This window comes from Methylobacterium sp. A49B, from assembly GCF_053346215.1.
The window spans coordinates 1-20,988 of sequence record NZ_JBKFBO010000084.1; the positions used below are offsets into that span (position 1 = coordinate 1).

Annotated in this window: 23 protein-coding genes and 1 riboswitch; of the genes, 16 read left to right on the forward strand and 7 right to left on the reverse strand. The window is 72.1% G+C overall.

The features are described 5' to 3' along the window. A partial coding sequence (locus ACLBX9_RS11020; RefSeq protein ID WP_447718963.1) for a DNA translocase FtsK occupies nt 1–400 on the forward strand: 400 nt, incomplete at its 5' end. 452 nt (nt 401–852) lie between these two features. Next, nucleotides 853–2,379 carry a glucose-6-phosphate dehydrogenase gene (gene zwf / locus ACLBX9_RS11025; RefSeq protein WP_447718964.1) on the forward strand — a complete coding sequence of 509 codons (1,527 nt, stop codon included), beginning with the start codon at nt 853–855 and terminating at the stop codon, nt 2,377–2,379. A gap of 28 nt (nt 2,380–2,407) precedes the next feature. On the opposite strand, the gene rnhA is transcribed toward zwf, so the two are convergent. The 4 genes from rnhA to ACLBX9_RS11045 form a co-directional block, all read right to left on the reverse strand. Then, the gene (gene rnhA, locus ACLBX9_RS11030) at nt 2,408–2,884 is read right to left on the reverse strand and encodes a ribonuclease HI (RefSeq protein WP_010685250.1); all 477 of its coding nucleotides are present in this window, start codon (nt 2,882–2,884) and stop codon (nt 2,408–2,410) included. Nucleotides 2,885–2,906: 22 nt separating this feature from the next. Further along, complete coding sequence (locus ACLBX9_RS11035; protein WP_447718965.1) at nt 2,907–3,872, reverse strand: homoserine kinase; 966 nt, start codon at nt 3,870–3,872, stop codon at nt 2,907–2,909. A gap of 104 nt (nt 3,873–3,976) precedes the next feature. Next, the gene (gene ispH, locus ACLBX9_RS11040) at nt 3,977–4,978 is read right to left on the reverse strand and encodes a 4-hydroxy-3-methylbut-2-enyl diphosphate reductase (protein WP_010685248.1); all 1,002 of its coding nucleotides are present in this window, start codon (nt 4,976–4,978) and stop codon (nt 3,977–3,979) included. Between the two features lie 134 nt (nt 4,979–5,112). Continuing rightward, a complete protein-coding gene (locus ACLBX9_RS11045) occupies nt 5,113–5,958 on the reverse strand; it encodes a C40 family peptidase (RefSeq protein ID WP_447718966.1) in 846 nt (281 codons plus the stop codon). A 329-nt stretch (nt 5,959–6,287) separates the two neighbouring features. On the opposite strand from ACLBX9_RS11045, the gene ACLBX9_RS11050 reads away from it, so the two are divergent. Beyond that, the gene (locus ACLBX9_RS11050) at nt 6,288–6,620 is read left to right on the forward strand and encodes a hypothetical protein (RefSeq protein WP_010685246.1); all 333 of its coding nucleotides are present in this window, start codon (nt 6,288–6,290) and stop codon (nt 6,618–6,620) included. 13 nt (nt 6,621–6,633) lie between these two features. Here the strand turns inward: ACLBX9_RS11050 and ACLBX9_RS11055 are convergent, their stop codons facing one another. Continuing rightward, complete coding sequence (locus ACLBX9_RS11055; RefSeq protein WP_010685245.1) at nt 6,634–7,320, reverse strand: SDR family oxidoreductase; 687 nt, start codon at nt 7,318–7,320, stop codon at nt 6,634–6,636. 91 nt (nt 7,321–7,411) lie between these two features. Then, a complete protein-coding gene (locus tag ACLBX9_RS11060; protein ID WP_010685244.1) occupies nt 7,412–8,122 on the reverse strand; it encodes an MgtC/SapB family protein in 711 nt (236 codons plus the stop codon). A 265-nt stretch (nt 8,123–8,387) separates the two neighbouring features. Here ACLBX9_RS11060 and ACLBX9_RS11065 point away from each other — a divergent pair, with 265 nt between their 5' ends. The 10 genes from ACLBX9_RS11065 (at nt 8,388) to crcB (ending at nt 17,470) form a co-directional block, all read left to right on the forward strand. Next, nucleotides 8,388–9,389 (forward strand): AAA family ATPase, encoded by a 1,002-nt coding sequence (locus ACLBX9_RS11065; protein WP_010685243.1) that lies wholly within the window; start codon nt 8,388–8,390, stop codon nt 9,387–9,389. Between the two features lie 95 nt (nt 9,390–9,484). Continuing rightward, nucleotides 9,485–10,354 carry a DUF58 domain-containing protein gene (locus ACLBX9_RS11070; RefSeq protein WP_447719032.1) on the forward strand — a complete coding sequence of 290 codons (870 nt, stop codon included), beginning with the start codon at nt 9,485–9,487 and terminating at the stop codon, nt 10,352–10,354. Nucleotides 10,355–10,423: 69 nt separating this feature from the next. After that, complete coding sequence (locus ACLBX9_RS11075) at nt 10,424–10,891, forward strand: DUF4381 family protein (protein ID WP_447718967.1); 468 nt, start codon at nt 10,424–10,426, stop codon at nt 10,889–10,891. Further along, nucleotides 10,888–11,925, forward strand: a complete 1,038-nt coding sequence (locus ACLBX9_RS11080; protein ID WP_010685240.1) for a VWA domain-containing protein — start codon at nt 10,888–10,890, stop codon at nt 11,923–11,925. The genes ACLBX9_RS11075 and ACLBX9_RS11080 overlap by 4 nt, the downstream gene beginning before the upstream one ends. 322 nt (nt 11,926–12,247) lie before the next feature. Next, on the forward strand, nt 12,248–13,177 hold the full coding sequence (locus ACLBX9_RS11085) for a VWA domain-containing protein (protein WP_447718968.1): 930 nt from the start codon (nt 12,248–12,250) through the stop codon (nt 13,175–13,177). A 13-nt stretch (nt 13,178–13,190) separates the two neighbouring features. Then, nucleotides 13,191–14,111: a tetratricopeptide repeat protein gene (locus tag ACLBX9_RS11090; RefSeq protein WP_010685238.1), complete on the forward strand. Its 921-nt coding sequence runs from the start codon at nt 13,191–13,193 to the stop codon at nt 14,109–14,111. Nucleotides 14,112–14,323: 212 nt separating this feature from the next. Next, complete coding sequence (locus tag ACLBX9_RS11095; protein ID WP_447718969.1) at nt 14,324–15,607, forward strand: hypothetical protein; 1,284 nt, start codon at nt 14,324–14,326, stop codon at nt 15,605–15,607. 116 nt (nt 15,608–15,723) lie between these two features. Next, nucleotides 15,724–16,158: an EF-hand domain-containing protein gene (locus ACLBX9_RS11100; protein ID WP_447718970.1), complete on the forward strand. Its 435-nt coding sequence runs from the start codon at nt 15,724–15,726 to the stop codon at nt 16,156–16,158. 190 nt (nt 16,159–16,348) lie between these two features. Beyond that, a complete protein-coding gene (locus tag ACLBX9_RS11105) occupies nt 16,349–16,858 on the forward strand; it encodes a hypothetical protein (protein ID WP_010685235.1) in 510 nt (169 codons plus the stop codon). Between the two features lie 66 nt (nt 16,859–16,924). Next, nucleotides 16,925–16,996, forward strand: a riboswitch (Fluoride riboswitch). Between the two features lie 84 nt (nt 16,997–17,080). Further along, complete coding sequence (crcB, locus tag ACLBX9_RS11110) at nt 17,081–17,470, forward strand: fluoride efflux transporter CrcB (RefSeq protein ID WP_010685234.1); 390 nt, start codon at nt 17,081–17,083, stop codon at nt 17,468–17,470. A 114-nt stretch (nt 17,471–17,584) separates the two neighbouring features. Here the strand turns inward: crcB and ACLBX9_RS11115 are convergent, their stop codons facing one another. Continuing rightward, nucleotides 17,585–18,415: a pyruvate, water dikinase regulatory protein gene (locus ACLBX9_RS11115; protein ID WP_010685233.1), complete on the reverse strand. Its 831-nt coding sequence runs from the start codon at nt 18,413–18,415 to the stop codon at nt 17,585–17,587. Nucleotides 18,416–18,914: 499 nt separating this feature from the next. On the opposite strand from ACLBX9_RS11115, the gene ACLBX9_RS11120 reads away from it, so the two are divergent. The 3 genes from ACLBX9_RS11120 (at nt 18,915) to ACLBX9_RS11130 (ending at nt 20,967) form a co-directional block, all read left to right on the forward strand. Beyond that, entirely contained in the window at nt 18,915–20,096 is a 1,182-nt protein-coding gene (locus ACLBX9_RS11120; RefSeq protein WP_447718971.1) for a uroporphyrinogen decarboxylase, read from the forward strand. Nucleotides 20,097–20,104: 8 nt separating this feature from the next. Then, a complete protein-coding gene (gene hemJ / locus ACLBX9_RS11125) occupies nt 20,105–20,536 on the forward strand; it encodes a protoporphyrinogen oxidase HemJ (RefSeq protein WP_447718972.1) in 432 nt (143 codons plus the stop codon). A gap of 83 nt (nt 20,537–20,619) precedes the next feature. Next, nucleotides 20,620–20,967 carry a lysozyme inhibitor LprI family protein gene (locus ACLBX9_RS11130; protein ID WP_447718973.1) on the forward strand — a complete coding sequence of 116 codons (348 nt, stop codon included), beginning with the start codon at nt 20,620–20,622 and terminating at the stop codon, nt 20,965–20,967. Nucleotides 20,968–20,988: the final 21 nt, after the last annotated feature.

Consider the following 20,988-nt stretch of genomic DNA (forward strand, 5'->3'; position numbering starts at 1 on the left):
GCACGGGCCGTTCTGCTCGGACAGCGAGGTCGAGAGCGTGGTCGCCCACCTCAAGCGCCAGGGCCGGCCCAGCTACCTCGACGCCGTCACGGCGGATGACGAGGAGGGCGCGCCCGAGAAGGGAGCCGCCAAGGGCAAGGCAGGCGCGGCCGAGCTCGAACTCGACGGCGCGGTCTTCGACCAGGGCTCCTTCGGCGAGGCCGGCGGCGATCTCTACGAGCAGGCCGTCCAGGTGGTGCTGCGCGACCAGAAGGCCTCGACCAGCTACATCCAGCGCCGGCTGCAGATCGGCTACAACCGCGCCGCCTCGATCATGGAGCGGATGGAGGTCGAGGGCATCGTCGGCCCGGCCAACCACGCCGGCAAGCGCGAGATCCTGGTGGAGGACGCGGTCGGCTGAGGCCGTCTCGATCGGGTTCGGAGAGTGGCTGAACGGTCCCGCGCGTCTCCCTCCCCCCTCTGCGGGGGAGGGTGGCCCCCGAAGGGGGTCGGGAGAGGGGAGCGACGCTGCAGAACAAGGCTCTGCGCCGTGTGAAGGCCGCGCTCAATCCTGACGCCGGGTTCCCCTCTCCCGACCCTCGCTGACGCGAGGGCCACCCTCCCCCGCAGAGGGGGGAGGGAGGGCGCGTGGACATCCCGGTCAATCGACCTGACAACGATCCCGAGCCCGATCTGTGAATCCACAAGCCCGCTCGGAAGCGGGGACCCACGCCTCGTTCGGCACGGCCATCGACACTGTCACAGCCCGATCGGGAACGACTCTGGGGCCGGACCCCACGCGCCCCGGAACGGGCCCCGCTGCGGCGGGTTGTCCCGCCGGTTTGCTGCATCGCAGCCGGACGGGAGGCAGGGATGGCCGAGCCCAAGACGATCCTCAAGGACAAGGCGGCCTGCGGCACGAAGCCGGCGCCGCCCTGCACGCTGGTGATCTTCGGCGCGGGCGGCGACCTGACCAAGCGATTGCTGATGCCCTCGCTCTACAACCTCGCGGGCGCGGGGCTGCTGCCCGAAGGGTTTTCCATCCTCGGCGTCGACCACAACGACGGCACCGACGAGGGCCTTCGCGACAGCCTCACCCAGACCATGGAGGCGTTCAGCAAGGATCCGACCTCCGAGTTCCACGCCGACCACATCGACGCGAAGAGCTGGGGCTTCATCCGCGACCGGCTGCACTACCTGAAGGGCGACTTCGAGAAGCCCGAGACGTTCGCCGCCATCAGGGAGCGGGTGACCGGCAGCGCGGTGTTCTACTGCGCGGTGGCGGCGCGCTTCTTCGGGACGATCGTGGACGGGCTCGGCCAGGCCGGCCTGCTCCGCCAAGAGGGCGACCGTTTCCGCCGGGTGGTCATCGAAAAGCCGTTCGGCTCCGACCTCGCCTCGGCCCGGGACCTCAACGTCCGCATCCTGAAACAGGGCGACGAGAGCCAGTTCTACCGGATCGACCATTTCCTGGGAAAGGAGACGGTCCAGTCGATCATGGCGTTCCGCTTCGCCAACGGCCTGCTGGAGCCGGTCTGGCGGCGGGAATACATCGACAGCATCCAGATCACCGCCGCCGAGACGGTGGGCGTCGAGGAGCGCGGCGGGTTCTACGAGCCCACCGGGGCGCTGCGCGACATGGTGCCGAACCACATGTTCCAGCTCCTCTGCATGGTCGCCATGGAGCCGCCGAACTCCTTCGACGCGGAGGCGGTGCGCAGCGAGAAGGCCAAGCTCGCCGAGGCCGTGAGGCCGATCCCGCCCGGGGACGCGGTGCGCGGCCAGTACACGGCCGGAACCTCGGAGGGCCGCGACGTGCCGGCCTATCGGGACGAGCCGCATGTGGCGAAGGATTCCGTGACCGAGACCTACACCGCGTTGAAGCTCAACATCGAGAACTGGCGCTGGGCGGGTGTGCCGTTCTACGTCCGCACCGGCAAGCGCATGACCGGCCGGCGCACCGAGGTCGCGGTGCTGTTCAAGCCGGCCCCGTTCAGGATGTTCGAGGACACGCCCACCGCCGACCTCGGGCCGACCGTGATGCGGATCCTGATCGATCCCGACCACGGGGTCAGCACCGAGTTCAACGTGAAGGTGCCGGGGCCGCAGATGAAGATCGGCCGGGTGCGCTCCGGCTTCCGCTACAAGGACTTCTTTCCGGACCAGCCCAATGTCGGCTACGAGACCCTGCTGTACGATTGCATGATCGGCGACGCGACCCTGTTCCAGCGGGCCGACAACATCGAGGCCGGCTGGGCGGCGGTCGACCCGCTGCTCAAGGGCTGGCCGCAGGGGGATGTCGCGTTCTACCCGGCCGGCAGCACCGGCCCGAAGGAGGCCGACGACCTGCTGGCCCGCGACGGTCGCCACTGGCTGGGGTTGGACGGGACGACCGACTGACCGGTCCGGCTCCGGGCGGAACTGCTGTTCAGCGTCGCTTGAACGGCAGCATCGCGGCGACCGCCAGCGCGTCGACCCTGTTGTTGAGCGGGTCGCTGGCGTGGCCCTTCACCCAGTGCCATGCCACGTCGTGGCGCTCGCGGGCGGCGTCGATCCGGCGCCAGAGATCCTCGTTCTTCACCGGCTTCTTGTCGGCCGTGCGCCAGCCCCGAGCCTTCCAATTGTGGATCCAGCCGGTGATGCCCTGACGCAGGTACTGCGAGTCCGTGAACAGGTCGACCCGGCAGGGACGCTTCAGCGCCTCCAGCGCCTCGATCGCCGCCAGGATCTCCATGCGGTTGTTGGTGGTGTGGGCCTCGCCCCCCGACAACTCCTTCTGGGTGTCGCCGAAGATCAGGATCGCCCCCCAGCCGCCCGGCCCGGGATTCCCCGAGCAGGCGCCGTCCGTGTAGATCGTCACGCGCTTCGGCTCGGCCGCGGCGGCCCCCGTCCCCTCGGTGCTCATCCCGTCCTCGACCCTGCCGCCCTCAGCCCTGCCGCCCGTAATCCCGCGCATCCCGCGCCTGCCGGTGGAAGGTGAGCCGGCGATCGAATTCCCGCGGGTCCTTCGGCTTCACCAGGGCGCCGGGCGGAACGTTCAGCCAGTCCACCAGCCGGGTCAGCATGAACCGGAGCGCCGCCCCCCGGCACAGGATCGGCAGGGCCGCGACCTCGGCGGCCTCCAGGGGCCGCACGGCCTCGTAGCCGGCGATCAGCGCCGCCGCCATGTCGCGATGGAAGGTGCCGTCGGCCTCGAAGCACCAGGCGTTGAGGCACACCGCGAGGTCGTACGCGAAGGCGTCCGTGCAGGCGAAGTAGAAGTCGATGAGGCCCGACAGGGTATCGCCGATGAAGAAGACGTTGTCGGTGAAGAGGTCCGCGTGGATTACCCCGCCCGGCAGATCCCGGGGCCAGTGCGCCTCCAGGAAAACGAGGTCGGCGCGGGTGCGCTCCGCGAGGCCGGGCTCGACCGAATCGGCCTGCGCCTCGGCCTGCACGAAGAGCGGGCGCCAGGAGGAGACCGAGAGGTTGTTCTCCCGCACCATGGTGAAATCCCGGCCGGCTTCGTGCAGCGCGGCGAGCGCGCGGCCGAGTTCCCGGCAATGCTCCACCCCCGGCGCCTTGACCGAGACGCCCTCCAGGAAGCTCACGATGGCGGCGGGCCGCCCGCACAGGCGTCCGAGCGCGGTGCCGGCCCGGTCCCGCACCGGCTGCGGGCAGGCGAGGCCGCGGGCGGAGAGGTGCTCCATCAACCCGATGAAGAACGGCAGATCCTGCTCGCGGACCCGCTTCTCGTAGAGGGTCAGGATGTAGGAACCGTCGGTGGTGTGCAGGAAGAAGTTCGAGTTCTCGACCCCCTCGGCGATGCCCTTGTAGGAGAGCAGGCCGCCGATCGCGTAGGCGGACAGGAAGTCGGCGAGCGCCGCGTCGGATACCTCGGTGTAGACGGCCACGTGTTGCGCTCTGGATTTTTGGAACTTCGATACGACGAGGGGCGCCGAAGCGCCCCCGCATAAAGCCTGCCGCGCCTGTGTCCAGGCTGCCTGGTCGCGGCTGCCTACTCGGCGGCCTCGCTGCGCAGCTCCCGCGGAAGCGGGAAGACCATGTCCTCGATCACCGTCGAGACCGTGTCGACCATCACGTCGTAGCGGGCCGCGAACGCGTCGATGATCTCCTCGACCAGCACCTCGGGAGCCGAGGCGCCGGCCGTGAGGCCGAGCTTCCGGATGCCCTCGAAGGCCGGCCAGTCGATCTCCTCGGCGCGGAGCACGAGGCGGGTGATCGGGCAGCCGACCCGCTCGGCGACCTCGCGCAGGCGCTGCGAGTTCGAGGAGTTGGACGAGCCCACCACGATGAGCGCATCCACCAGCGGCGCCACCTGCTTCACCGCCTCCTGGCGGTTGGTGGTGGCGTAGCAGATGTCGTCCTTGTGCGGCCCGGTGATGGTCGGGAACTTCTGCTTCAGCGCGTCGACGATGTGCCGGGTGTCGTCCACCGACAGGGTCGTCTGGGTCACCCAGGCGAGGTTGTCGGGGTTCTCCGGCGTCAGGGCCTCGATCTGGTCGAGGTCCTCCACCAGGGTGATCGAGCCCTTGGGCAGCTGGCCCATGGTGCCCACCACCTCCGGGTGGCCGGAATGGCCGACCAGCAGCACGTGGCGGCCGCGCTTGTGGTGAATCTCGGCCTCGCGGTGGACCTTGGTCACCAGCGGGCAGGTGGCGTCGATCGTGGTCAGGCCGCGCGAATCGGCGTTGGCCGGTACCGTCTTAGCGACGCCGTGGGCGGAGAAGATCACCGGGGCGCCGCCGTCGGGCACCTCGTCGAGCTCGCGGACGAACACCGCGCCCTTCCGCTTCAGGCTCTCGACCACGTACTTGTTGTGGACGATCTCGTGGCGGACGTAGACGGGCGGCCCGTAGATGGCGAGAGCCCGCTCCACCACGTCGATGGCCCGCACCACGCCGGCGCAGAAGCCGCGGGGTGCACAGAGCAGGATCTCCAGCGGCGGCTTGCCGGTGGTGCCCGCGACGGGCTCGGAGGGCGCGATATCGACGGTCATGCGGGGGATGTGGCGAGGGTGAGGCTGTCCTGTCAACAGGACTGGCCCACGAACCGGGCAGGAAGAGGGAAGCGGGACGGCTCTGTAGCACGTTTGCCGCGGAACTTGGACCCTCTTCCTCGAAAGGTGCCGGCTCAGAGGCGCCTTATGCCGGTCACCGCGCCGAAACTGTTGGCCTCGATCCGGGCGACCGCCCCGGCCAGCGGCTCCGCCGCCACCGCCATGTGGTGTCCGTTGGCATGGATCAGCGTCTCGGGATCGCGCATCAGCCCGACATGGCCGCGCCAGAACACGAGATCGCCCCGGCGCAGGCCGGAGAGGTCGAGGGGCAGCGGCCGCCCGAGGTCGCGCTCCTGCATGTCGGCGTCGCGCGGGCAGGGCAGGCCGGCGGCATCGAGACAGAGCTGCACGAGACCCGAGCAGTCGAGACCGAGGCTGGTGCGCCCGCCCCACAGGTAGGGCGTTCCGATCAGCCGCGCGGCCGTGGCGACGTGATCCGGCTCGCGATGCGCCACGGGCGCGCAGTGGGCGGCGAAGACGTAGCCGCCCGGCGTCTCCAGGTACGATCCAGACTGGCCGGTCACGACCAGACGCGCCCCGAGGCTCAGATGCGCGCGGACCGGCCGCTTCAGGTCCGGCTCGGGATACAGGAAGGTGCGCAGCGCCGTGACCCGATGCGTCGGCTCCGGCTCCGCCGGGCCGAGGCAGGCGGCGGGCACGTAGCCGACATAGCCGTCGCGGACGAGTTGCACGAACGCGAAGCCGTCGGCCTCGTCGTAGAGCGCGACCGCGTCCCCGAGGAGCGCCTCGGTGTCGAGCCCGGCTTCCGGCGAAGGAGCGCGGTGCAGGGGAGCCGCCGGTGCCATGACCCGACGCGGCGTGGCGGCGACGAAGCGCGCGGCCGCGACCCGGCCGCGCAGGCGGATGTCGGCGACCTCGGGACGGGCCGGGGTCAGGCGGGGATCGAGCGGCTCGGTCATGGGCCGATCCTACACGCCGGATCTTAAGCCTGTCCGCTTCCCGCAGATGCGGTCCCGGGCGTCTCCGGTCAGACCGTCCGCAGCAGCCCCTCCCCTTGCGGCGGCCGGACCGTGCCATTATGCCGCAGGCGCGGCGATCCGGGAAGGAATCTGCCCAAGGCGTGTTCGTGTGCTCGACATCGCCGCCATCAGGCTGCCCATCGGAGTGCCAGGAATGGCCCCATCACCCCTCAGGCATGTGCCGGGAACGGCGGACACACGTTTTTGATGCACTGCACAACCGGCCCGGAAGGCGCTATGTCTGTCCTATGAAGACCGCGAGTCGCCCCGTGAAGAAGACGCAGAAGAGCTTCGCCGACCTGCCGCCGATCCGGGTGCGCCGCGAGCCGCCGACGGTGAACGAGGCGGTGGCCGCCGCGCAGGATCTCGCCGACGACGTCGAGCAGCAGGTAGAGATCGCCGCGGGCCTGATGGGCTTGGCCGCCGACGAGGTCCGCCCGCACGTCCTGGCTGCCAAGAAGGCCAAGCCGGAGCGCACGCCGGAGCGGATCCTGACCCATGCGAGCCCGAGCCGGGCACCCCGCACGGTGGTGGTCGAGCGTCGCACCCGCCCGACCGTGGTGATCGAGCGCCGCGGCCGTCCCCTCGATCCCCGTCGCTGAGGCGATCCGGCCCCTACCAGGGCAGCGTCTCGCCCCGGTAGTCGAGGTAATGCGCGCCCGGCTCGCCGAGCCGGGCCGCGATCACCTCGGCCAAGCCCCTGACGCTGGTGGCCACGTCGATATCGGCCTCCGCTCCGCCCATCTCGGTGCGCACCCAGCCCGGATGCAGGATCAGGACGGAAAGATTCTCGGCCCGATGGCGACTCTCGAAACTGCGGGCCAGGCTGTTGAGCGCCGCCTTGCTGGCTCGGTAGGTCTCCCAGCCGCCCGTGTCGTTCAGGCTGACGCTGCCGAGGATCGAACTCATCAGGGCGACGCTGCCGCCGGGAGCGAGACGATCCAGAAAGGCTTCCGCGAAGCGGATCGGGCTGACCGCGTTCGTGAGATAGACCTGCGCGGCGACAGCCCGGGGCACCGCGTGCAGCGGGTCGTGGGCCTGGGTGGCGACGCCCGCCACCACGAAGATCAGGTCGAAATGCTCCGCGGCCAGACGGTCGTGCAGGGCGGCGACGCTCGCCTCCTCGTCGATGTCGACGGTCTCGACCCGCAGGGTTTTCGCGGCGCGGCGGGCGAGGTCGGCGGACGGCGTGCGCTGGGTCGCGGTGACGCGCCAGCCGCGCTCCAGAAAGGACTCGACGAGTCCGAGCCCGAGGCCGCGCGAGGCTCCGACGATCAGCGCGCTCTTCTGAGACTGGGTCATGGTGGATCTCCGGATTCGGCACGGTAAGGTCCGGCCGCCTTCAGAGGTTTCCTCACCGCGGGCCCACTTCGAGAAAGGCAATCCCGGAAAGTCAGTCGGCGGTCTGGACCGACCACGTGGCGTGGCGGATGCCGGGCAGGCGGGCGAGGTCGTTGGTCACGGCGTCGAGTTCCTCCGCCTTCACGGCGCTCGCCGTCAACGTCGCCACGACGTCGACCGCATTCTCGCCGCGCTCCTCCACCTCGACGTTGCTCACCGGATAATTGGCCGCCTCCAGGCGTTCCACCAGCAGGTCTTGCGCCGGGCCGGCCTCCCCCGGCGCCGTGGTCACCTGGACCTCGTAGGTCGCCTCGGTGGCGGATTCGCGGATCGGCGCGCGGTTGATGGCGTTCACCAGCGGCCGCAGCGCCGTGTTGCAGGCGAGCACCGTGATCATCACGAACAGGGCTTCCAGCGGCAGGTCGGCGCCACAGAACGCGCCGACGGCGGCCGAGCACCACAGGGTCGCGGCGGTGTTGAGGCCGCGGACGTTCATCCCCTCCTTCATGATCACGCCGGCGCCGAGGAAGCCGATGCCGGAGATCACGTAGGCGACCGTGCGGACACCGCCGTCCGGGCCGGTGAGCCGCATGCCGAGATCCACGAAGGCGCTGGCGCCCACCGCGACGAGGACCGCGGTGCGCAGGCCCGCGGTGCGCTGCCGGTACTGGCGCTCGGCCCCGATGATCGTGCCGAGCACGAAGGCCACGAGCAGGCCGAGCGCGGATTTCGCTTCTTCGGGGAGGGCGGCGTAGCTGGTCATCGTCGGTTCTAGAAAGCGGTGCGGTGACGAAACCGTGACACCATGGCCCGGCACAGGCGCGAAAGGGCGTCCGGCGCGGGATTGACGGCCGCACCGGGCAGCGGGCACACCGGCAAGAGCCTGAGGATCCCTTAAGAATTCGGGACCCGGCCGAGGAGACGTGCAGGATGCAGCACATGGCCCGAGCGGCGGACGCGGTCCGCGCAGGATCTCTTCGCTCAGAACCCCTTCGCGCAGAACCCCTTCGCGCAGGACTTGTCCTCGCATGAGCGACGGCCTCGCCGAACGCCGGCCCGAAATCGTCCCGGATCAGGCCCTGCACGGCCGCGTCATGGCGCTGCGCGAGGGGCTGGAGCGCGGCCTGATCGGCAGCGCCGGCCTGGTCGAGCGCCTGCTGATCGGTCTCCTGACCGGCGGCCACCTGCTGATCGAGGGCGCACCGGGTCTGGCTAAGACCCGCGCGGTCAAGCGGCTCGCCGACGGCCTCGACGGCTCCTTCGCGCGCATCCAGTGCACCCCGGACCTGATGCCGGCCGACCTCACCGGCACCACCGTCTGGCGGCAGGATAGCGGCACCTTCGAGTTCCTGCCCGGCCCCCTGTTCCACGCCCTCGTGCTGGTGGACGAGGTCAACCGCGCGCCCCCGAAGGTGCAGTCGGCGCTGCTCGAATCCATGGCCGAGGGGCAGGTGACGGTCTCGGGGACGACCCACCGCCTGTCCGATCCGTTCATGGTCGTGGCGACCCAGAACCCGATCGAGCATGCCGGCACCTTCCCCCTGCCCGAGGCGCAGCTCGACCGCTTCCTCCTGCACGTCGTGGTCGACATGCCCGACGAGACCACCGAGCGGGCGATCCTCGACCTCGTGGAGGGCGAAATCACCCACCACGTCGACGCGATGACCATGCGGTTGTCGCTGGCGGACGTGCGCGCCGCCCGGGAGGCGGCGCTCGCCACCTACGTGTCGCCGGCCCTCAAGGACTACCTCGTCCGGCTCGTGGCGGCGACCCGCACCGACGCGGCCGCCCCGGACCTGCGCGCCATGATCGAGCATCCGGCCTCCCCGCGCGGGACCCTGGCGCTGATGATGGCCGGCAAGGCCCGGGCCTGGCTGCGGGGCCGGGACCACGTCACGCCCGAGGACGTCACCGACCTGGCCCGGGACGCCCTGTCCCACCGGATCGGCCTGACATGGCGGGCCGCCGCCGAGGGCAAGACGGCGCGCGGCCTCGTCGGCGAGCTGGTGCAGCGGGTGCGGGCGCTCTGACGGTGTTCGGGCTCGGGCGCGCGCGGCGCGATCTTCCTCTCCCGGCAGCGAACGGCGACCGGGAGACCGGCATCCACCTCTCGGGCGAGGCGCTGATGGGCCTGCGCCACCTCGCCCGGCGGGGCTCGGCCCCCGCGACCCGGACGCTCGCGGGCCTGCCGGGCGGGATCGTCACGCGGCGCCGTGGCCGCGGTTCCGAGCCGGAGGATGTCCGCCTGTGGTCCGAGGGCGATGACCGCCGCTTCATCGACCGCAACGCCACGGCCCGCACCGGGCAGCTGCACGTGCGTACCCACCACGACGAGCGCGACCGCGCCGTGGTTCTGCTCGCCGATTTCCGGCCCGCGATGCTGTTCGGCACCCGCCGGACCCTGCGCTCGGTGGCCGCCGCCGAGGCCCTGGCGCTGCTCGGCTGGCGGGTCGCCGCCGATGGCGGCCGGGTCGGCCTCGCGGTGGCCTCGGCGGGCGCGCCGACCGTGCTGCGGCCGGCGGGCGGCGAGCGCGCCATGATCGCGGTGACCGGCGCCCTCGCCCAGGCCCATGCCGACGCCCTCGGGGCCGGGTCCGGCGCGCCGACCGGCGCGGAGCCGCCGCTCGAGGCGACGCTCGCCCTTGCCCGCAGCCTGCTGCCCGTCGGCGGCCACCTCGTCATCGCCAGCGCCCTGGACGATCCCGGCCCGGGCTTCGACGAGCTCCTGACGCTGCTGGCCGAGCGGATCGCCATCCGGCTGATCCTGGTGAGCGACGCCTTCGAGCGGACCCGGCCGCCGGGCTTCTATCCCTTCGCCCTCGCGGATGGCCGCCGCGGGACCGCGCTGCCGACCGCGGCCGGAGCAGCGGGGGATTCCGCCGAGGCGCGGCTCGCCGACTATGCCCGCCGGGGCATCGCGGGCGTGCGCCTCGACGTCGAGACCGGCCCGGAGGCCTACGCGCCGCTGATGGAGCGCCTCGATGCGGTGCTGTGAGGCCGGGCCTGCCCGTCGGATCCGTGCCGGTCGGATACTTGCCGGTCGGATACTCGCCGGCTCGATCCGATGACTCCCGTCACGCCCACCGAGATTCCCCTGTCCCTCGAGCAGCTCCGGGGCCTGCACCTGCCCGGCGGCGCCGCGGGCGCCGTGCAGGGCGAGGTCGTCGCGGCGGCCGTCCTGGGCTTCCTCGCCGCCCTGCTGGTCGGGCTCGTGCGGTACGGCCGCAGCCGGGCGCGGGCCAGCCTGCGCCGGGCGGCGCTCGCCGAACTCGCCCGGAGCCGCGGCCTCCCTCCGGAGGCGCGCCTCGTGGCCCAGGCCCGGTTGCTGCGCCGCCTCGGCCGGACGCTCGGCGACGATGCCGGGGCCACGGGCGCCGACTGGGCTGCCCGCCTCGACGGCCTGCTCAGGACCGACTTCTTCACGCGGGGTGCCGGCCGGGTCCTGACCGACGGGCTGTACCGGCGTCAGGATCCCGACCTCGACGCCCTGGACGCCGAGCTCGGCCGCCTGATCGGACGGCTGCGGGCATGAGCGCGCATCTGCCCGCGTGGCTCAGCGCGCTCCTGTCGGCCTTCGACCTCGCCGCGCCGTGGGCGCTGCTGGCCCTGCCCCTGCCGCTGCTGGCCGCCCGCCTGATCCCGGCCGAGCCGGAGGGCGGCAGCGGCGCCCTGCGCGTGCCCGGCACCCTGGTGGGCGCGGCGCGCTCCGGCGCCGACCGCACCGCCCGGGGACGGCGCAGGGCCCTGCTCACCTGGACGCTCTGGGCCGCCCTCGTGGCGGCGCTGAGCGGTCCACGCCTCGTCATGCCGGCGGCCGCGCTGCCGGCGTCCGGCCGTGAGATCATGATCGCCATGGACCTGTCGGGCTCCATGGAGCGGCGCGACTTCGCCCTCGACGGCGAGACCGTGACCCGCCTCGCCGCCGTGAAGCGCGTCGGCACCGACTTCATCCGGCGCCGGGCCGGCGACCGGATCGGCCTCGTGATCTTCGCCGACCAAGCCTACGTGGCGGCCGCGCCGAGCTTCGACACCGCCGCGGTCGCCCGGGCGCTGGACGAGGCGACGATCGGCATCAGCGGCCGCTCCACCGGGATCGGCGACGGCCTCGGGCTGGCCCTGCGCCGGCTGGATCCCCGGGATGCGGAGGGTGGCGCCGCGTCGGGCAGCGGGGCCGGCGAGAAGGCCGCGAAAGCCGTGGTCCTGCTCTCGGACGGGGCCAACAATGCCGGCCAGACGGCGCCCAAGGACGTGGCCGAACTCGCCAAGTCGCTGGGCATCAAGGTCTACACCATCGCGCTGGGCCCCCGCGACATGGCCGACGCCGACGGCGAGCAGGACGTGGTCGACACCGAGACGCTGCGCGACATGGCGCAGGCCAGCGGCGGCGAGGCGTTCCGGGTGCGCACCACCGAGGATCTGGTGCGGGTCGCCGACGCCATCGACCGGCTGGAGGGCGGCCGGGCGCTCGCCCCGCCCCTGCCCCTGCGCCGGGACCTCTGGCCCTGGCCGGCCGCCCTGGCGCTGCTGGCCGCCGCGGCGCTGCTCGCGAGCCGGAGGGGGGCGTGATGAATCTGTCGTCCGCAGTCTTGGTCGATCACGCATCGATACCCGCGGCGGCGATGTGGCGCCTGATCGATAGGGGCGACGACCGAAGCCGCGCGCTGCTCCCGCCCCCCTCTGCGGGGGAGGGTGGCCCCCGAAGGGCGTCGGGCCGGGACGTAGTCCCGCAAGAGAGGCAGCGCGACGGTGGAGGACAAGGCTTTGTGCTGCATAAAGGCCGTGCCCTTTCCGGAAGCCGGGTTCCCCTCTCCCGACCCTCGCTGACGCGAGGGCCACCCTCCCCCGCAGAGGGGGGAGGGAAGGCGCGCCCGCTCTGCGGATCCATCCGATGAGCCTCCTCGGCACCGTCGCGCTCCTGCGCCCCTGGTGGTTCCTGGCGATCCCGGTCGTCGTCCTGCTGGCGCTCCGCGCCGCCTCGCGCTCGGCGCCGCTGGGCGACTGGGCCCGGGCGGTCGACCCGGCGCTGATGGCCCATCTCGCCCGCGCCGGCGCGGTGCTCGGCGGCCGCCGGCAGGCGAACCTCGCCGCCGCGCTGGCGGCCGGGCTGATCGCCGTCGCGCTGACCGGTCCGGCCGTGGAACGGGCGGACGGGCGGACCTACCGCAACCTCGACGAGACCGTGATCGTCGTCGATCTCTCCCGCTCGGTCACGGAGGGCGGCAACCTCCTGGGCGTCCGGCAGGCCGCCGCCGCGGTCGCCGAGGCCGCCGGCACCCGGGCCGTGTCGCTCGTGGTCTACGCGGGCGACGCCTATCTCGCCGCCTCCCCCACCACCGACCGCGACAGCCTCGGCACCACCCTGTTCGCCCTCGACGCCGACACGGTGCCGGACCGCGGCACGCATCCCGAGCGGGGTCTCGCGCTCGCCCGCCGCACGCTGGCGGAGGCCAACGTGGTGGCGGCCGACGTGGTGCTGATCAGCGACGGCGACGGCATCGGCGAGGCCGCCACCCGCGAGGCGCGGGCCATCGCCCAGCAGGGCTGGCGCCTCCAGGCGCTGTTCGTCCCCGCCGACAAGCCGCTCCCGCCCGGCGCGCCGAAGCCTGACCGGACCGCCCTCGACGCCCTCGCACGGGCCGGCGGCGGCACGGTCGCCGACATCGCGACCCCGGCCCCGGTGCTCGACGCGGTCGGCGCCGGTCTCGCGCAGCACCTCGCGGCCGGCGGCTACGGGGTGCTGGCCTACGCGGATCTCGGGCGCTGGCTGCTGCTGCTGGCCGGCCTGCCGGCCCTGATCCTGTTCCGCAGGAGCGCCTGATGAGGAGCGCGTGATGCGGCTGACCCTTCCCGATACGGGCTTCGCCGTCCCGCTCCGGGCCGGCCTGCCGCCGCGCTGGCGGCGCCGCGCCCGCATCGCCGGCCTGGCGCTCGCCGGCGTCGGCCTTCTGGCGCTGCTCGCCGTCTCGCAGCCCCGCACCGGCTTCGGGCGCCTGCTCATGGGTCTCGGCCTGCCGGGCCTCGCGGCCGACGTCTTCATCGACCCAGCCTGGCGCGCCGCCGCGCTCTACGAGGCCGGCCGCTACGACGCGGCGATCGCGCTGTTCCGCGCCGGCGGCCGCCGCGCGAGCTACAACCTCGGCAACGCGCTCGCCAGGGCCGGCGACCTCGACGGGGCGCTGGCCGCCTACGACGAGGCCCTGCGCTTCAACCCCCGCGACGCCGATGCCCAGGCCAACCGCTCGCTCATCGCCCGGATGCGGGCCGAGGTGATCGACCGCGGTCCCGGCGGCGGCATCGCCAACGGCACGGCCCAGTACGGCGCCCGCTACAACAACACCGCCAACCAGGACCAGAACAACGACATCAACGCCGCCTCCAGCGGTGAGGGGCTCGCCGGCAACAAGGAGTCGAACGCCAGCGCCTCGCTGCCGGGCAACAGCAAGGTCGCCCGCCGCGGCAAGGCCGAGCAGCAGTCGATCGACGCCGGCAAGGGCCAGGCCCGCGGCTCCGCGGGCGACGCGGCCGGCCGCGGCCGGACCGGCGGCGGCTCCGCCATGGTGGCCGAGGCGCCCGAGCGCGAGGTCCGCCGGGTGACCAAGAGCTTCGAGGCGCACGAGATCCGCCCGGACCGGCTCTGGCTCCAGACCCTGCCGGACGATCCGGGCCGGTACCTCAAGCTGCGCCTGCGCGCCGAGCAGACCCGCCGGGTCGAGGCCGGCACCGCGATTCCCGCCGGGAGCAACCCGTGGTGATGTTTTTCGGGGTATTGAGTCGGCGTACCCTTGCCGAGATGCGCCCATCCCCTCCCCCTTGCGGGGAGGGGTCAGGGGTGGGGGTGGCCCAGGATCGAGCGCAGCGGTGCCGTCTGCACCACCCCCACCTCCAACCGCTCCCCGCAAGCTCGAGCGATCCCGGGCAAGCCCGGGATCGCCAGGGGAGGAGAGAGCCCGGCGGCCGACGACGCGTGAACATCGGAGCCCTCGCGCAGTGGAGGGGGACGCACGCGTGGCGCCTCGCCCTGTTCCTCGTCCTCGCCCCCCTCCCCGCCCAGGCCGAGATCGAGCCGGGCGACCTCACCCTCACGGTCACCGCGGAGCTGAATGGCAACAGCGCGCCCTTCCCCCGCGAGATGGTGCTGCTGAAGATCCACGGGGTCTACAAGCAGCCGATCCTGCTGGAGGAGGTGGTGCAGCCCTCGCTCGCCAACTTCTCGTGGACGCAGCTCGGCCGGGACCACTGGAGCAAGGCCAAGCTCCCCGACGGCCAGAGCGCCATCGCGTTCGACCGCACCGTGGCGATCTTCCCGCACCATGCCGGTCAGTTCACCATCGAGCCCTTCACCCACAAGCTGACGATCAACGATGTCGGAGAGCGGCGCATCGTCGAGGTCCGCTCGAAGCCGATCCCCTTCCCGGTCGCGCAATGGACCGACCCCACGGGCGGCCCCGACGCCAAGGAGCCCTGGTGGCTGCCGGCCAAGGACGTTGCCATCACCGATTCCTGGAGCCCCGATCCCGAGACCATCAAGGTCGGCGAGACCACCCGGCGGATCGTCACCCTGGAGGCCCAGGGCATGATCGCCGAAGGCCTGCCGCCCCGGCCGGTGATGCGCACCCGCGGCATCATCACCTTCGCGGGGCCCGTCACCCGCGAGACCCTGCTGACGCCCTCGGGTCCCGTGGCCCGCGCCACCTACCAGTGGGACGTGAAGCCCGGCGTCCCGGAGATCATCCCCCTCGACGCCATCGCGATCCCGTGGTTCGACACCAGCACCCGCACCCTGCGCGAGACCGAGATCCCGGCCCGTCAGATCGGCGGCGGCCTGCCCGACCGCGAGACCGACCGGGCGCCGCCATCGATCCCCTCGCCCCTCGTGGTCGCCGCCGCGGCGCTCGCCGCCTTCGGGCTGGGGCTGGCGCTGATCGGCTTCGGCCTCGGCCGGCCCGCCTTGCGCCTGTCGGCTCCGGCCCGCCGGGCGCTCCACGCGGCGGCCCGGGCCGGCGATCCGGCCGGGTTCCGCGCGGCGCTCGACGGGGCGATGCGGGAGGCGCCGGACCTCGCCCGGATCTGGCGGACGCGGCCCGATCTCGCGGCCGCCTTCGCGGCCCTCGACCGGTCGGTCTTCGGAGCCGCGGGCGCGGCGGCGCCGGACCTGCCGGCCCTCGCACGCGCCCTGTCGCGTCCCGAGACGGTCGCCGCCGCGGCCGGTCCGGACCGGCTGATGCCGCTGGATGGTCCGGCCCGCTGAACGTCGGCCCGTGATGGCCGGCTTCTGATCGTCGCCTTGTGAAGGCGCCTTCGGGAACGGCCGGAGCCGTGACGGCTTGGGCTGCCGGCGCTGATCGCCACCGGAGGTTCCAGTCCATGCCCGCGACCCTGCACCGCCCCGCCCGCGCCGCGACGCTCGCAGCGACCCTCGCCATCCTCGTCCTGCCGGCCGCGCTCTCCGGCCCGGCCCTGGCCCGGTCCGCCGGCACCGAGCGCACGCTGAAGATGGTCGACACCGACCACGACGGCTCGATCGATCTGGCCGAGGCGCAGGCCGCGGCCGGAAAGGTCTTCGACGGCGCCGAGAAAGACAAAGACGGTACCGTCGACGCCAAGGAGCTGAAGGGCCGCGTCAGCAAGAAGGAGCTGAAGGCCGCCGACACGGATGCCGACGGTACCCTCGACCGCAAGGAATACCTTGCGCTGGTCGAGCAGCGCTTCAAGGCGGCCGATCCCGACAACGACGGCACCCTCGACGTCAAGGAGCTCAAGACCCCGGCCGGACGGAGCCTGCTGCAGCTCCTCAAGTAAGCGCACCGCAGCGCACCCGGCACGATCGATCCGCCGCTGCACAGTTCGTGAGCAAGTATTATTCCTGTGCAACGGCTCAAGATCTGAGCAAGCATCAATATTTTGCACGATCTTGCATCATCTGAATTGCCTTCGTAGTCTCCCAGTGTCCGAGCCAAAGCATCGGGCCGAACCACCAGGGAGGAGCGCGATGGCACGCGCGAACGAGATCAAGGACAGGTTCCGCGCGCGGCTGCAGGAGGCCGATGCCCGCAGCAACGACTTCCGCATGAAGCTTCTGGCGGACGGCGCGCGGGCGCTGGAGCCGGTCGTGGGCGTCCTGAACCTCATGGCCGAGGTCCTCAACGAGGAGGACAACGTCCACGGCAGCATCACCGGCCTCGAGGCCAAGATCGATCAGGACAACTTCATCAGTCTCTGCGCGCAGCTGCGCGGCACCGACTCGGAGCAGAAGATCAAGATCAAGTACGGGCCCGAACTCGGCGGCAGCAACTACATCTCGGTCTCGGGCCTGAACCAGCGCTACAACGAGCGCCTCGTGCCCGGCGCCGCGAGCTGCTCCGTCGGCCGGACCGTCGGCAGCGACATCCAGCTCGACGAGCACCGGGGCGACGAGCTGGCCGAGGTGGTCCGCGAGGTCGTCGAGGATTTCTACGCCGCCCAGATCGAGCAGCGCAGCCACTTCGCCTACGCGCGCTGACGCGGCGAGGCGGCGTGCGGGGGCCGGAAAACCGGATTCCCCTGCCCGGTCTCCTGCGCTAAGCCTGTCCGCGATGGGGATGGAGCTCCCCGACAACCGCCCGGCCTCCCGCGCCGGGCTGATGGCTCCTACCGCACGGGCGCGCCTCTCGCCGTCCGCGGTGGGGCCGTGCGCCGAAGCCGCGACGTGACGGGGCCGCCCGACCGAACAGGAAGGGCAGGCATGATCAACACCCTCATCGTCATCCTCGGGGCCGGGCTCGGCGGCGGAGCCCGCCACGGGGTCAACGTCGCGGTGGCCCGGCTTCTGCCGGGCCTCGGCTTCCCGCTGGCCACGCTGATCATCAACGTGCTGGGCTCGTTCCTGATGGGCGTGCTGGCCGAGGGATTCGCCCTGCGGGGCGCGGCCGGACATCCGGCCCGGCTGCTCCTGACCACCGGCGTGCTCGGCGGCTTCACCACCTTCTCGACCTTCTCGCTCGACGCGGTCAGCCTGTACCATCGGGGCGAGACGGCGGCGGCCGCGCTCTACGTGGTGGCCTCGGTGGGGGCCGGGCTGATCGGGCTGGTGGCCGGCCTCGCCCTGGTCCGGGCGGTCCTGAGCGGGGGCTGAGAAGTCCTGGTTTCGAAAGGTCGAGACCTTTCGCGGGTCCAGGGCGGAGCCCTGGTCATTCAGGGGCTCCGCCCCTGAACCCCGCCAAAGAGCTTGCCCTTTGGGAACCCGGTTTCAATCCGCGATGAACTTCAGGCGGTGGTCCCGGTAGAGATCGACGATCGCCGCTGCCGTCTCCTCGATGGAGCGGCGGGTCACGTCGATCGTCGGCCAGCGGTTCTTGACGAACAGCCGGCGGGAGGCGGTGATCTCGTCCGCCACCGCCGAGCGGTCGACGTAGAGGGACGATTCGTCGGCGTTGAGGCTCGACAGCCGGTTCTGCCGGATCTGCACGATGCGCTCCGGCGAGGCGAACAGGCCGACCACGAGGGGCTTGCGCGCCCGCTCGATCGCCGGCGGCAGCGGCATGCCCGGCACCAGCGGCAGGTTGGTGGTCTTGAGGCCCCGGTTGGCGAGATAGATCGAGGTCGGCGTCTTCGACGTCCGGCTGACGCCGAGCAGGATCACGTCGGCCTCCTCCAGATCGTCCGGCAGGTTGCCGTCGTCGTGGGCCAGCGTGAAGTTCATCGCGTCGATGCGCTTGAAGTACTCGGCGTTCAGCATGTGCTGGGCGCCGGGCCGCGCCGTGGTCTCGGCGCCCAGATAGGCGCGCAACAGGTCGTGGACCGGCCGCAGCACCGACAGGCAGGGCGAACCGGTCTCCCGGGCGACCTCCTCCAGCCGCTCGCCGAGGTCGCCCCCCACGAGCGTGTACAGGACGAGGCCCGGCGCGGCCCGGATCTCCGAGATCACCCGGTCGAGCTGCGCGGCCGAGCGCACCAGCGGGTAGACATGCTCGATCGCCGACACGCCCTCGTACTGGGCGGCGGCCGCGCGCCCGACATTGATCAGCGTCTCGCCGGTGGAGTCGGAGACGAGGTGGAGGTGGAAGTAGCTGCGGCCCATTCCGATCGCCTCTGCGGTCGACCTCTCGGCCGACTGTGCGGTCGCCTCGCGCGGCGCCCACGTTGTCCACCGCCGGCCGCCAGGGGAGTCGATGAGTGTGGATAGGATGCCCCGCCGGGCCGGTCCAGGGCGATCCCGATGCGCGCTATCGACTCCGCCGTTCACAGGCAGATCATCGGGACAGGCGAAATCCGGCTCTCTGGACGAATCGGCCGCGAATCCGGCGCCCGTACACGACTCGGCGTTGCCAAGCCGCTGTCGGACCATCCGGTTCTCGCAAGTTGGAGGAAATCCTTTAAAGCCCCGTTAACGGCGCGGCGCCGGGGACCGCCTGTGGACGCTTTTGTGCCCCCGCGATTCGGCCCTCCAAGAGAAAAAACAGACTCCAAGAGTCTCTCTTATCTTTTCGAAGGGGCCTGTGTGGGGATCGGCGCGCCTCGACTCGACAGGACGCCCGCCGACGGGCATGCGGGGTGAGGGATACGGGATGGGAGCGACCATGACGGGGACGGAGCGCGAGCCCGGGCAGACGACGTCGGGGACGACGTCCGAGCGCAAGGTGCTGCGGGTCCTCGAGGGCGAGGCGATCGGGCCGCCCCCCGCCTGGATGATGCGCCAGGCCGGGCGCTACCTGCCGGAATACCGGGCGACCCGGGCGGAGGCCGGCTCGTTCCTCGACCTCTGCTACAGCCCGGACTTCGCCGTCGAGGTGACGCTCCAGCCGATCCGGCGCTTCGGCTTCGACGCGGCGATCCTGTTCTCCGATATCCTGGTCGTCCCCCACGCACTCGGCCAGGACGTGCGCTTCGTGGAGGGCGAGGGGCCCCGGCTCGACCCGCTCGACGGCCGGGACGCGTTCGCGCGCCTGCGCGAGGCCGGCGACCCAACGGTGATGACCCATCTCACGCCGGTCTTCGAGACGGTGACGCGGCTGCGCGCGGAATTGCCGGGCGAGACCACGCTGCTCGGCTTCTGCGGCGCCCCCTGGACGGTGGCGAGCTACATGATCGGTGGCCGCGGCACGCCGGACCTCGCCCCCGCGCGGGCGCTCGCCGAGGGCGACACCGCCCTGGTCGACGCCCTGATCGATCGCCTCGTCACCGTGCAGACCGAGTACCTCGTGCGCCAGCTCGAGGCCGGCGCCGACGCGGTGCAGATCTTCGAGTCGCATGCCGGCACCCTCCCCCGCGCCGTGCCGGCCTCCGGCGGCGGCGTCGAGCCCGTGGGCGACGTGGCCGAGAGCGCCCTGCCGGCCGCGTCCGCGGCGGACCCGCCCGCCGCGGACGCCCTCACCCGCTGGTCGCTGCAGCCGATCGCCCGGATGGTGGCGGGGGTCCGTGCCCGGGTGCCGGGAGCCAAGATCATCGTGTTCGCCCGCGGCTCGGGCCTCGACGGCCATGCCCGGGTCGTCCCGGAGACCGGCGCCGACGCCGTCGGCGTCGACTGGGGCGTGGACCTGAAGGCCCTGCGGCAGACGGTGCCGGCCACGACGGTGACGCAGGGGAACCTGCATCCCGACACGCTGATCGCGGGCGGCGCGGCCCTCGACGCCGCGGTGGACGCGGTGCTGGCGGCGACCGCCGGCCTGCCGCACATCTTCAACCTCGGCCACGGGATCACGCCGCAGACGCCGGTGGCCCATGTGGAGCGGATGCTCGCGCGGCTGCGCGGCCAGGGCTGAGGCCGGGCGTGCTGTACGACTGGATCAAGGCCCTTCACGTCATCAGCCTGATCGCCTGGATGGCCGGGATGCTTTATCTGCCCCGGCTGTTCGTCTATCACGCGAGCCTGCCGCCCGGCTCGCAGGCGCAGGCCGCGACCTTCAATGTGATGGAGCGCCGCCTGCTCAAGGCGATCATGAACCCGGCCATGATCGCCACCTGGGCGTTCGGGCTGGCGCTCGCCTGGATGAGCGGCTTCTACGCGAGTCCCTGGCTGCAGGCGAAGTTCGTGCTGGTGCTGGCGATGTCGGGGATCCACGGCTGGCTCGCCCGGATGGTCAAGGATTTCGCCGCCGACCGGAACACCCGCGGGCACCGGTTCTACCGGGTGCTCAACGAGGTGCCGACGCTGCTGATGATCGGCATCGTCATCCTGGCGATCGTCAAGCCGGGCCTCTGATCCTAGGATCCCGTGATCCCGGGACGATTCACCCTGCCGCCGCACGGGCCGGAGCCTTTCGGGCAGCGGGCCGTTGGGAGGCCATGTCGAAGCCGCTCGTCCTCGCCCTGTCGCTGGCCGCCCTCGCCGGCGCATCCCCCGCCCGGGCTGCCAGCTTCCCGTGTGCGAAGGCCGCGGCGCCCGACGAGGCGGCGATCTGCGGGCATCTCCCGCTCAACGACCGGGACGTCGAGATGGCGACCCGGTTCGAGATCCTGAAGAGCGTGCTGCCGATGGGCGGCCAGGCCAAGCTGCGCGACGACCAGGAGGCGTGGCTGAAGGAGCGGCAGGCCTGCGGCGGCGACGTCGCCTGCCTGACGGCCGCCTACGACGCCCGGCTCAAGGTGCTGCGCGGGGTCCTGGCGGAATTCGCCAAGCAGGGGCCGCAGTAGAGCCGACTTCCGACCCGGGTC

Excerpts from the sequence above, each read along its gene's own strand:
- ACLBX9_RS11070 (WP_447719032.1), top strand. The coding sequence starts at position 9,485 with ATGGGCCTGCGCCACCTCGCCCGGCGGGGCTCGGCCCCCGCGACCCGG.
- ACLBX9_RS11130 (WP_447718973.1), top strand. The coding sequence starts at position 20,620 with ATGTCGAAGCCGCTCGTCCTCGCCCTGTCGCTGGCCGCCCTCGCCGGC.
- ACLBX9_RS11105 (WP_010685235.1), top strand. The coding sequence starts at position 16,349 with ATGGCACGCGCGAACGAGATCAAGGACAGGTTCCGCGCGCGGCTGCAG.
- rnhA (WP_010685250.1), bottom strand. The coding sequence starts at position 2,884 with ATGAGCACCGAGGGGACGGGGGCCGCCGCGGCCGAGCCGAAGCGCGTG.
- ACLBX9_RS11045 (WP_447718966.1), bottom strand. The coding sequence starts at position 5,958 with ATGACCGAGCCGCTCGATCCCCGCCTGACCCCGGCCCGTCCCGAGGTC.
- crcB (WP_010685234.1), top strand. The coding sequence starts at position 17,081 with ATGATCAACACCCTCATCGTCATCCTCGGGGCCGGGCTCGGCGGCGGA.
- ACLBX9_RS11085 (WP_447718968.1), top strand. The coding sequence starts at position 12,248 with ATGAGCCTCCTCGGCACCGTCGCGCTCCTGCGCCCCTGGTGGTTCCTG.
- zwf (WP_447718964.1), top strand. The coding sequence starts at position 853 with ATGGCCGAGCCCAAGACGATCCTCAAGGACAAGGCGGCCTGCGGCACG.
- ACLBX9_RS11065 (WP_010685243.1), top strand. The coding sequence starts at position 8,388 with ATGAGCGACGGCCTCGCCGAACGCCGGCCCGAAATCGTCCCGGATCAG.
- ACLBX9_RS11090 (WP_010685238.1), top strand. The coding sequence starts at position 13,191 with ATGCGGCTGACCCTTCCCGATACGGGCTTCGCCGTCCCGCTCCGGGCC.
- ispH (WP_010685248.1), bottom strand. The coding sequence starts at position 4,978 with ATGACCGTCGATATCGCGCCCTCCGAGCCCGTCGCGGGCACCACCGGC.
- ACLBX9_RS11120 (WP_447718971.1), top strand. The coding sequence starts at position 18,915 with ATGACGGGGACGGAGCGCGAGCCCGGGCAGACGACGTCGGGGACGACG.
- ACLBX9_RS11055 (WP_010685245.1), bottom strand. The coding sequence starts at position 7,320 with ATGACCCAGTCTCAGAAGAGCGCGCTGATCGTCGGAGCCTCGCGCGGC.
- ACLBX9_RS11080 (WP_010685240.1), top strand. The coding sequence starts at position 10,888 with ATGAGCGCGCATCTGCCCGCGTGGCTCAGCGCGCTCCTGTCGGCCTTC.
- ACLBX9_RS11115 (WP_010685233.1), bottom strand. The coding sequence starts at position 18,415 with ATGGGCCGCAGCTACTTCCACCTCCACCTCGTCTCCGACTCCACCGGC.
- ACLBX9_RS11100 (WP_447718970.1), top strand. The coding sequence starts at position 15,724 with ATGCCCGCGACCCTGCACCGCCCCGCCCGCGCCGCGACGCTCGCAGCG.
- ACLBX9_RS11075 (WP_447718967.1), top strand. The coding sequence starts at position 10,424 with ATGACTCCCGTCACGCCCACCGAGATTCCCCTGTCCCTCGAGCAGCTC.
- ACLBX9_RS11060 (WP_010685244.1), bottom strand. The coding sequence starts at position 8,122 with ATGACCAGCTACGCCGCCCTCCCCGAAGAAGCGAAATCCGCGCTCGGC.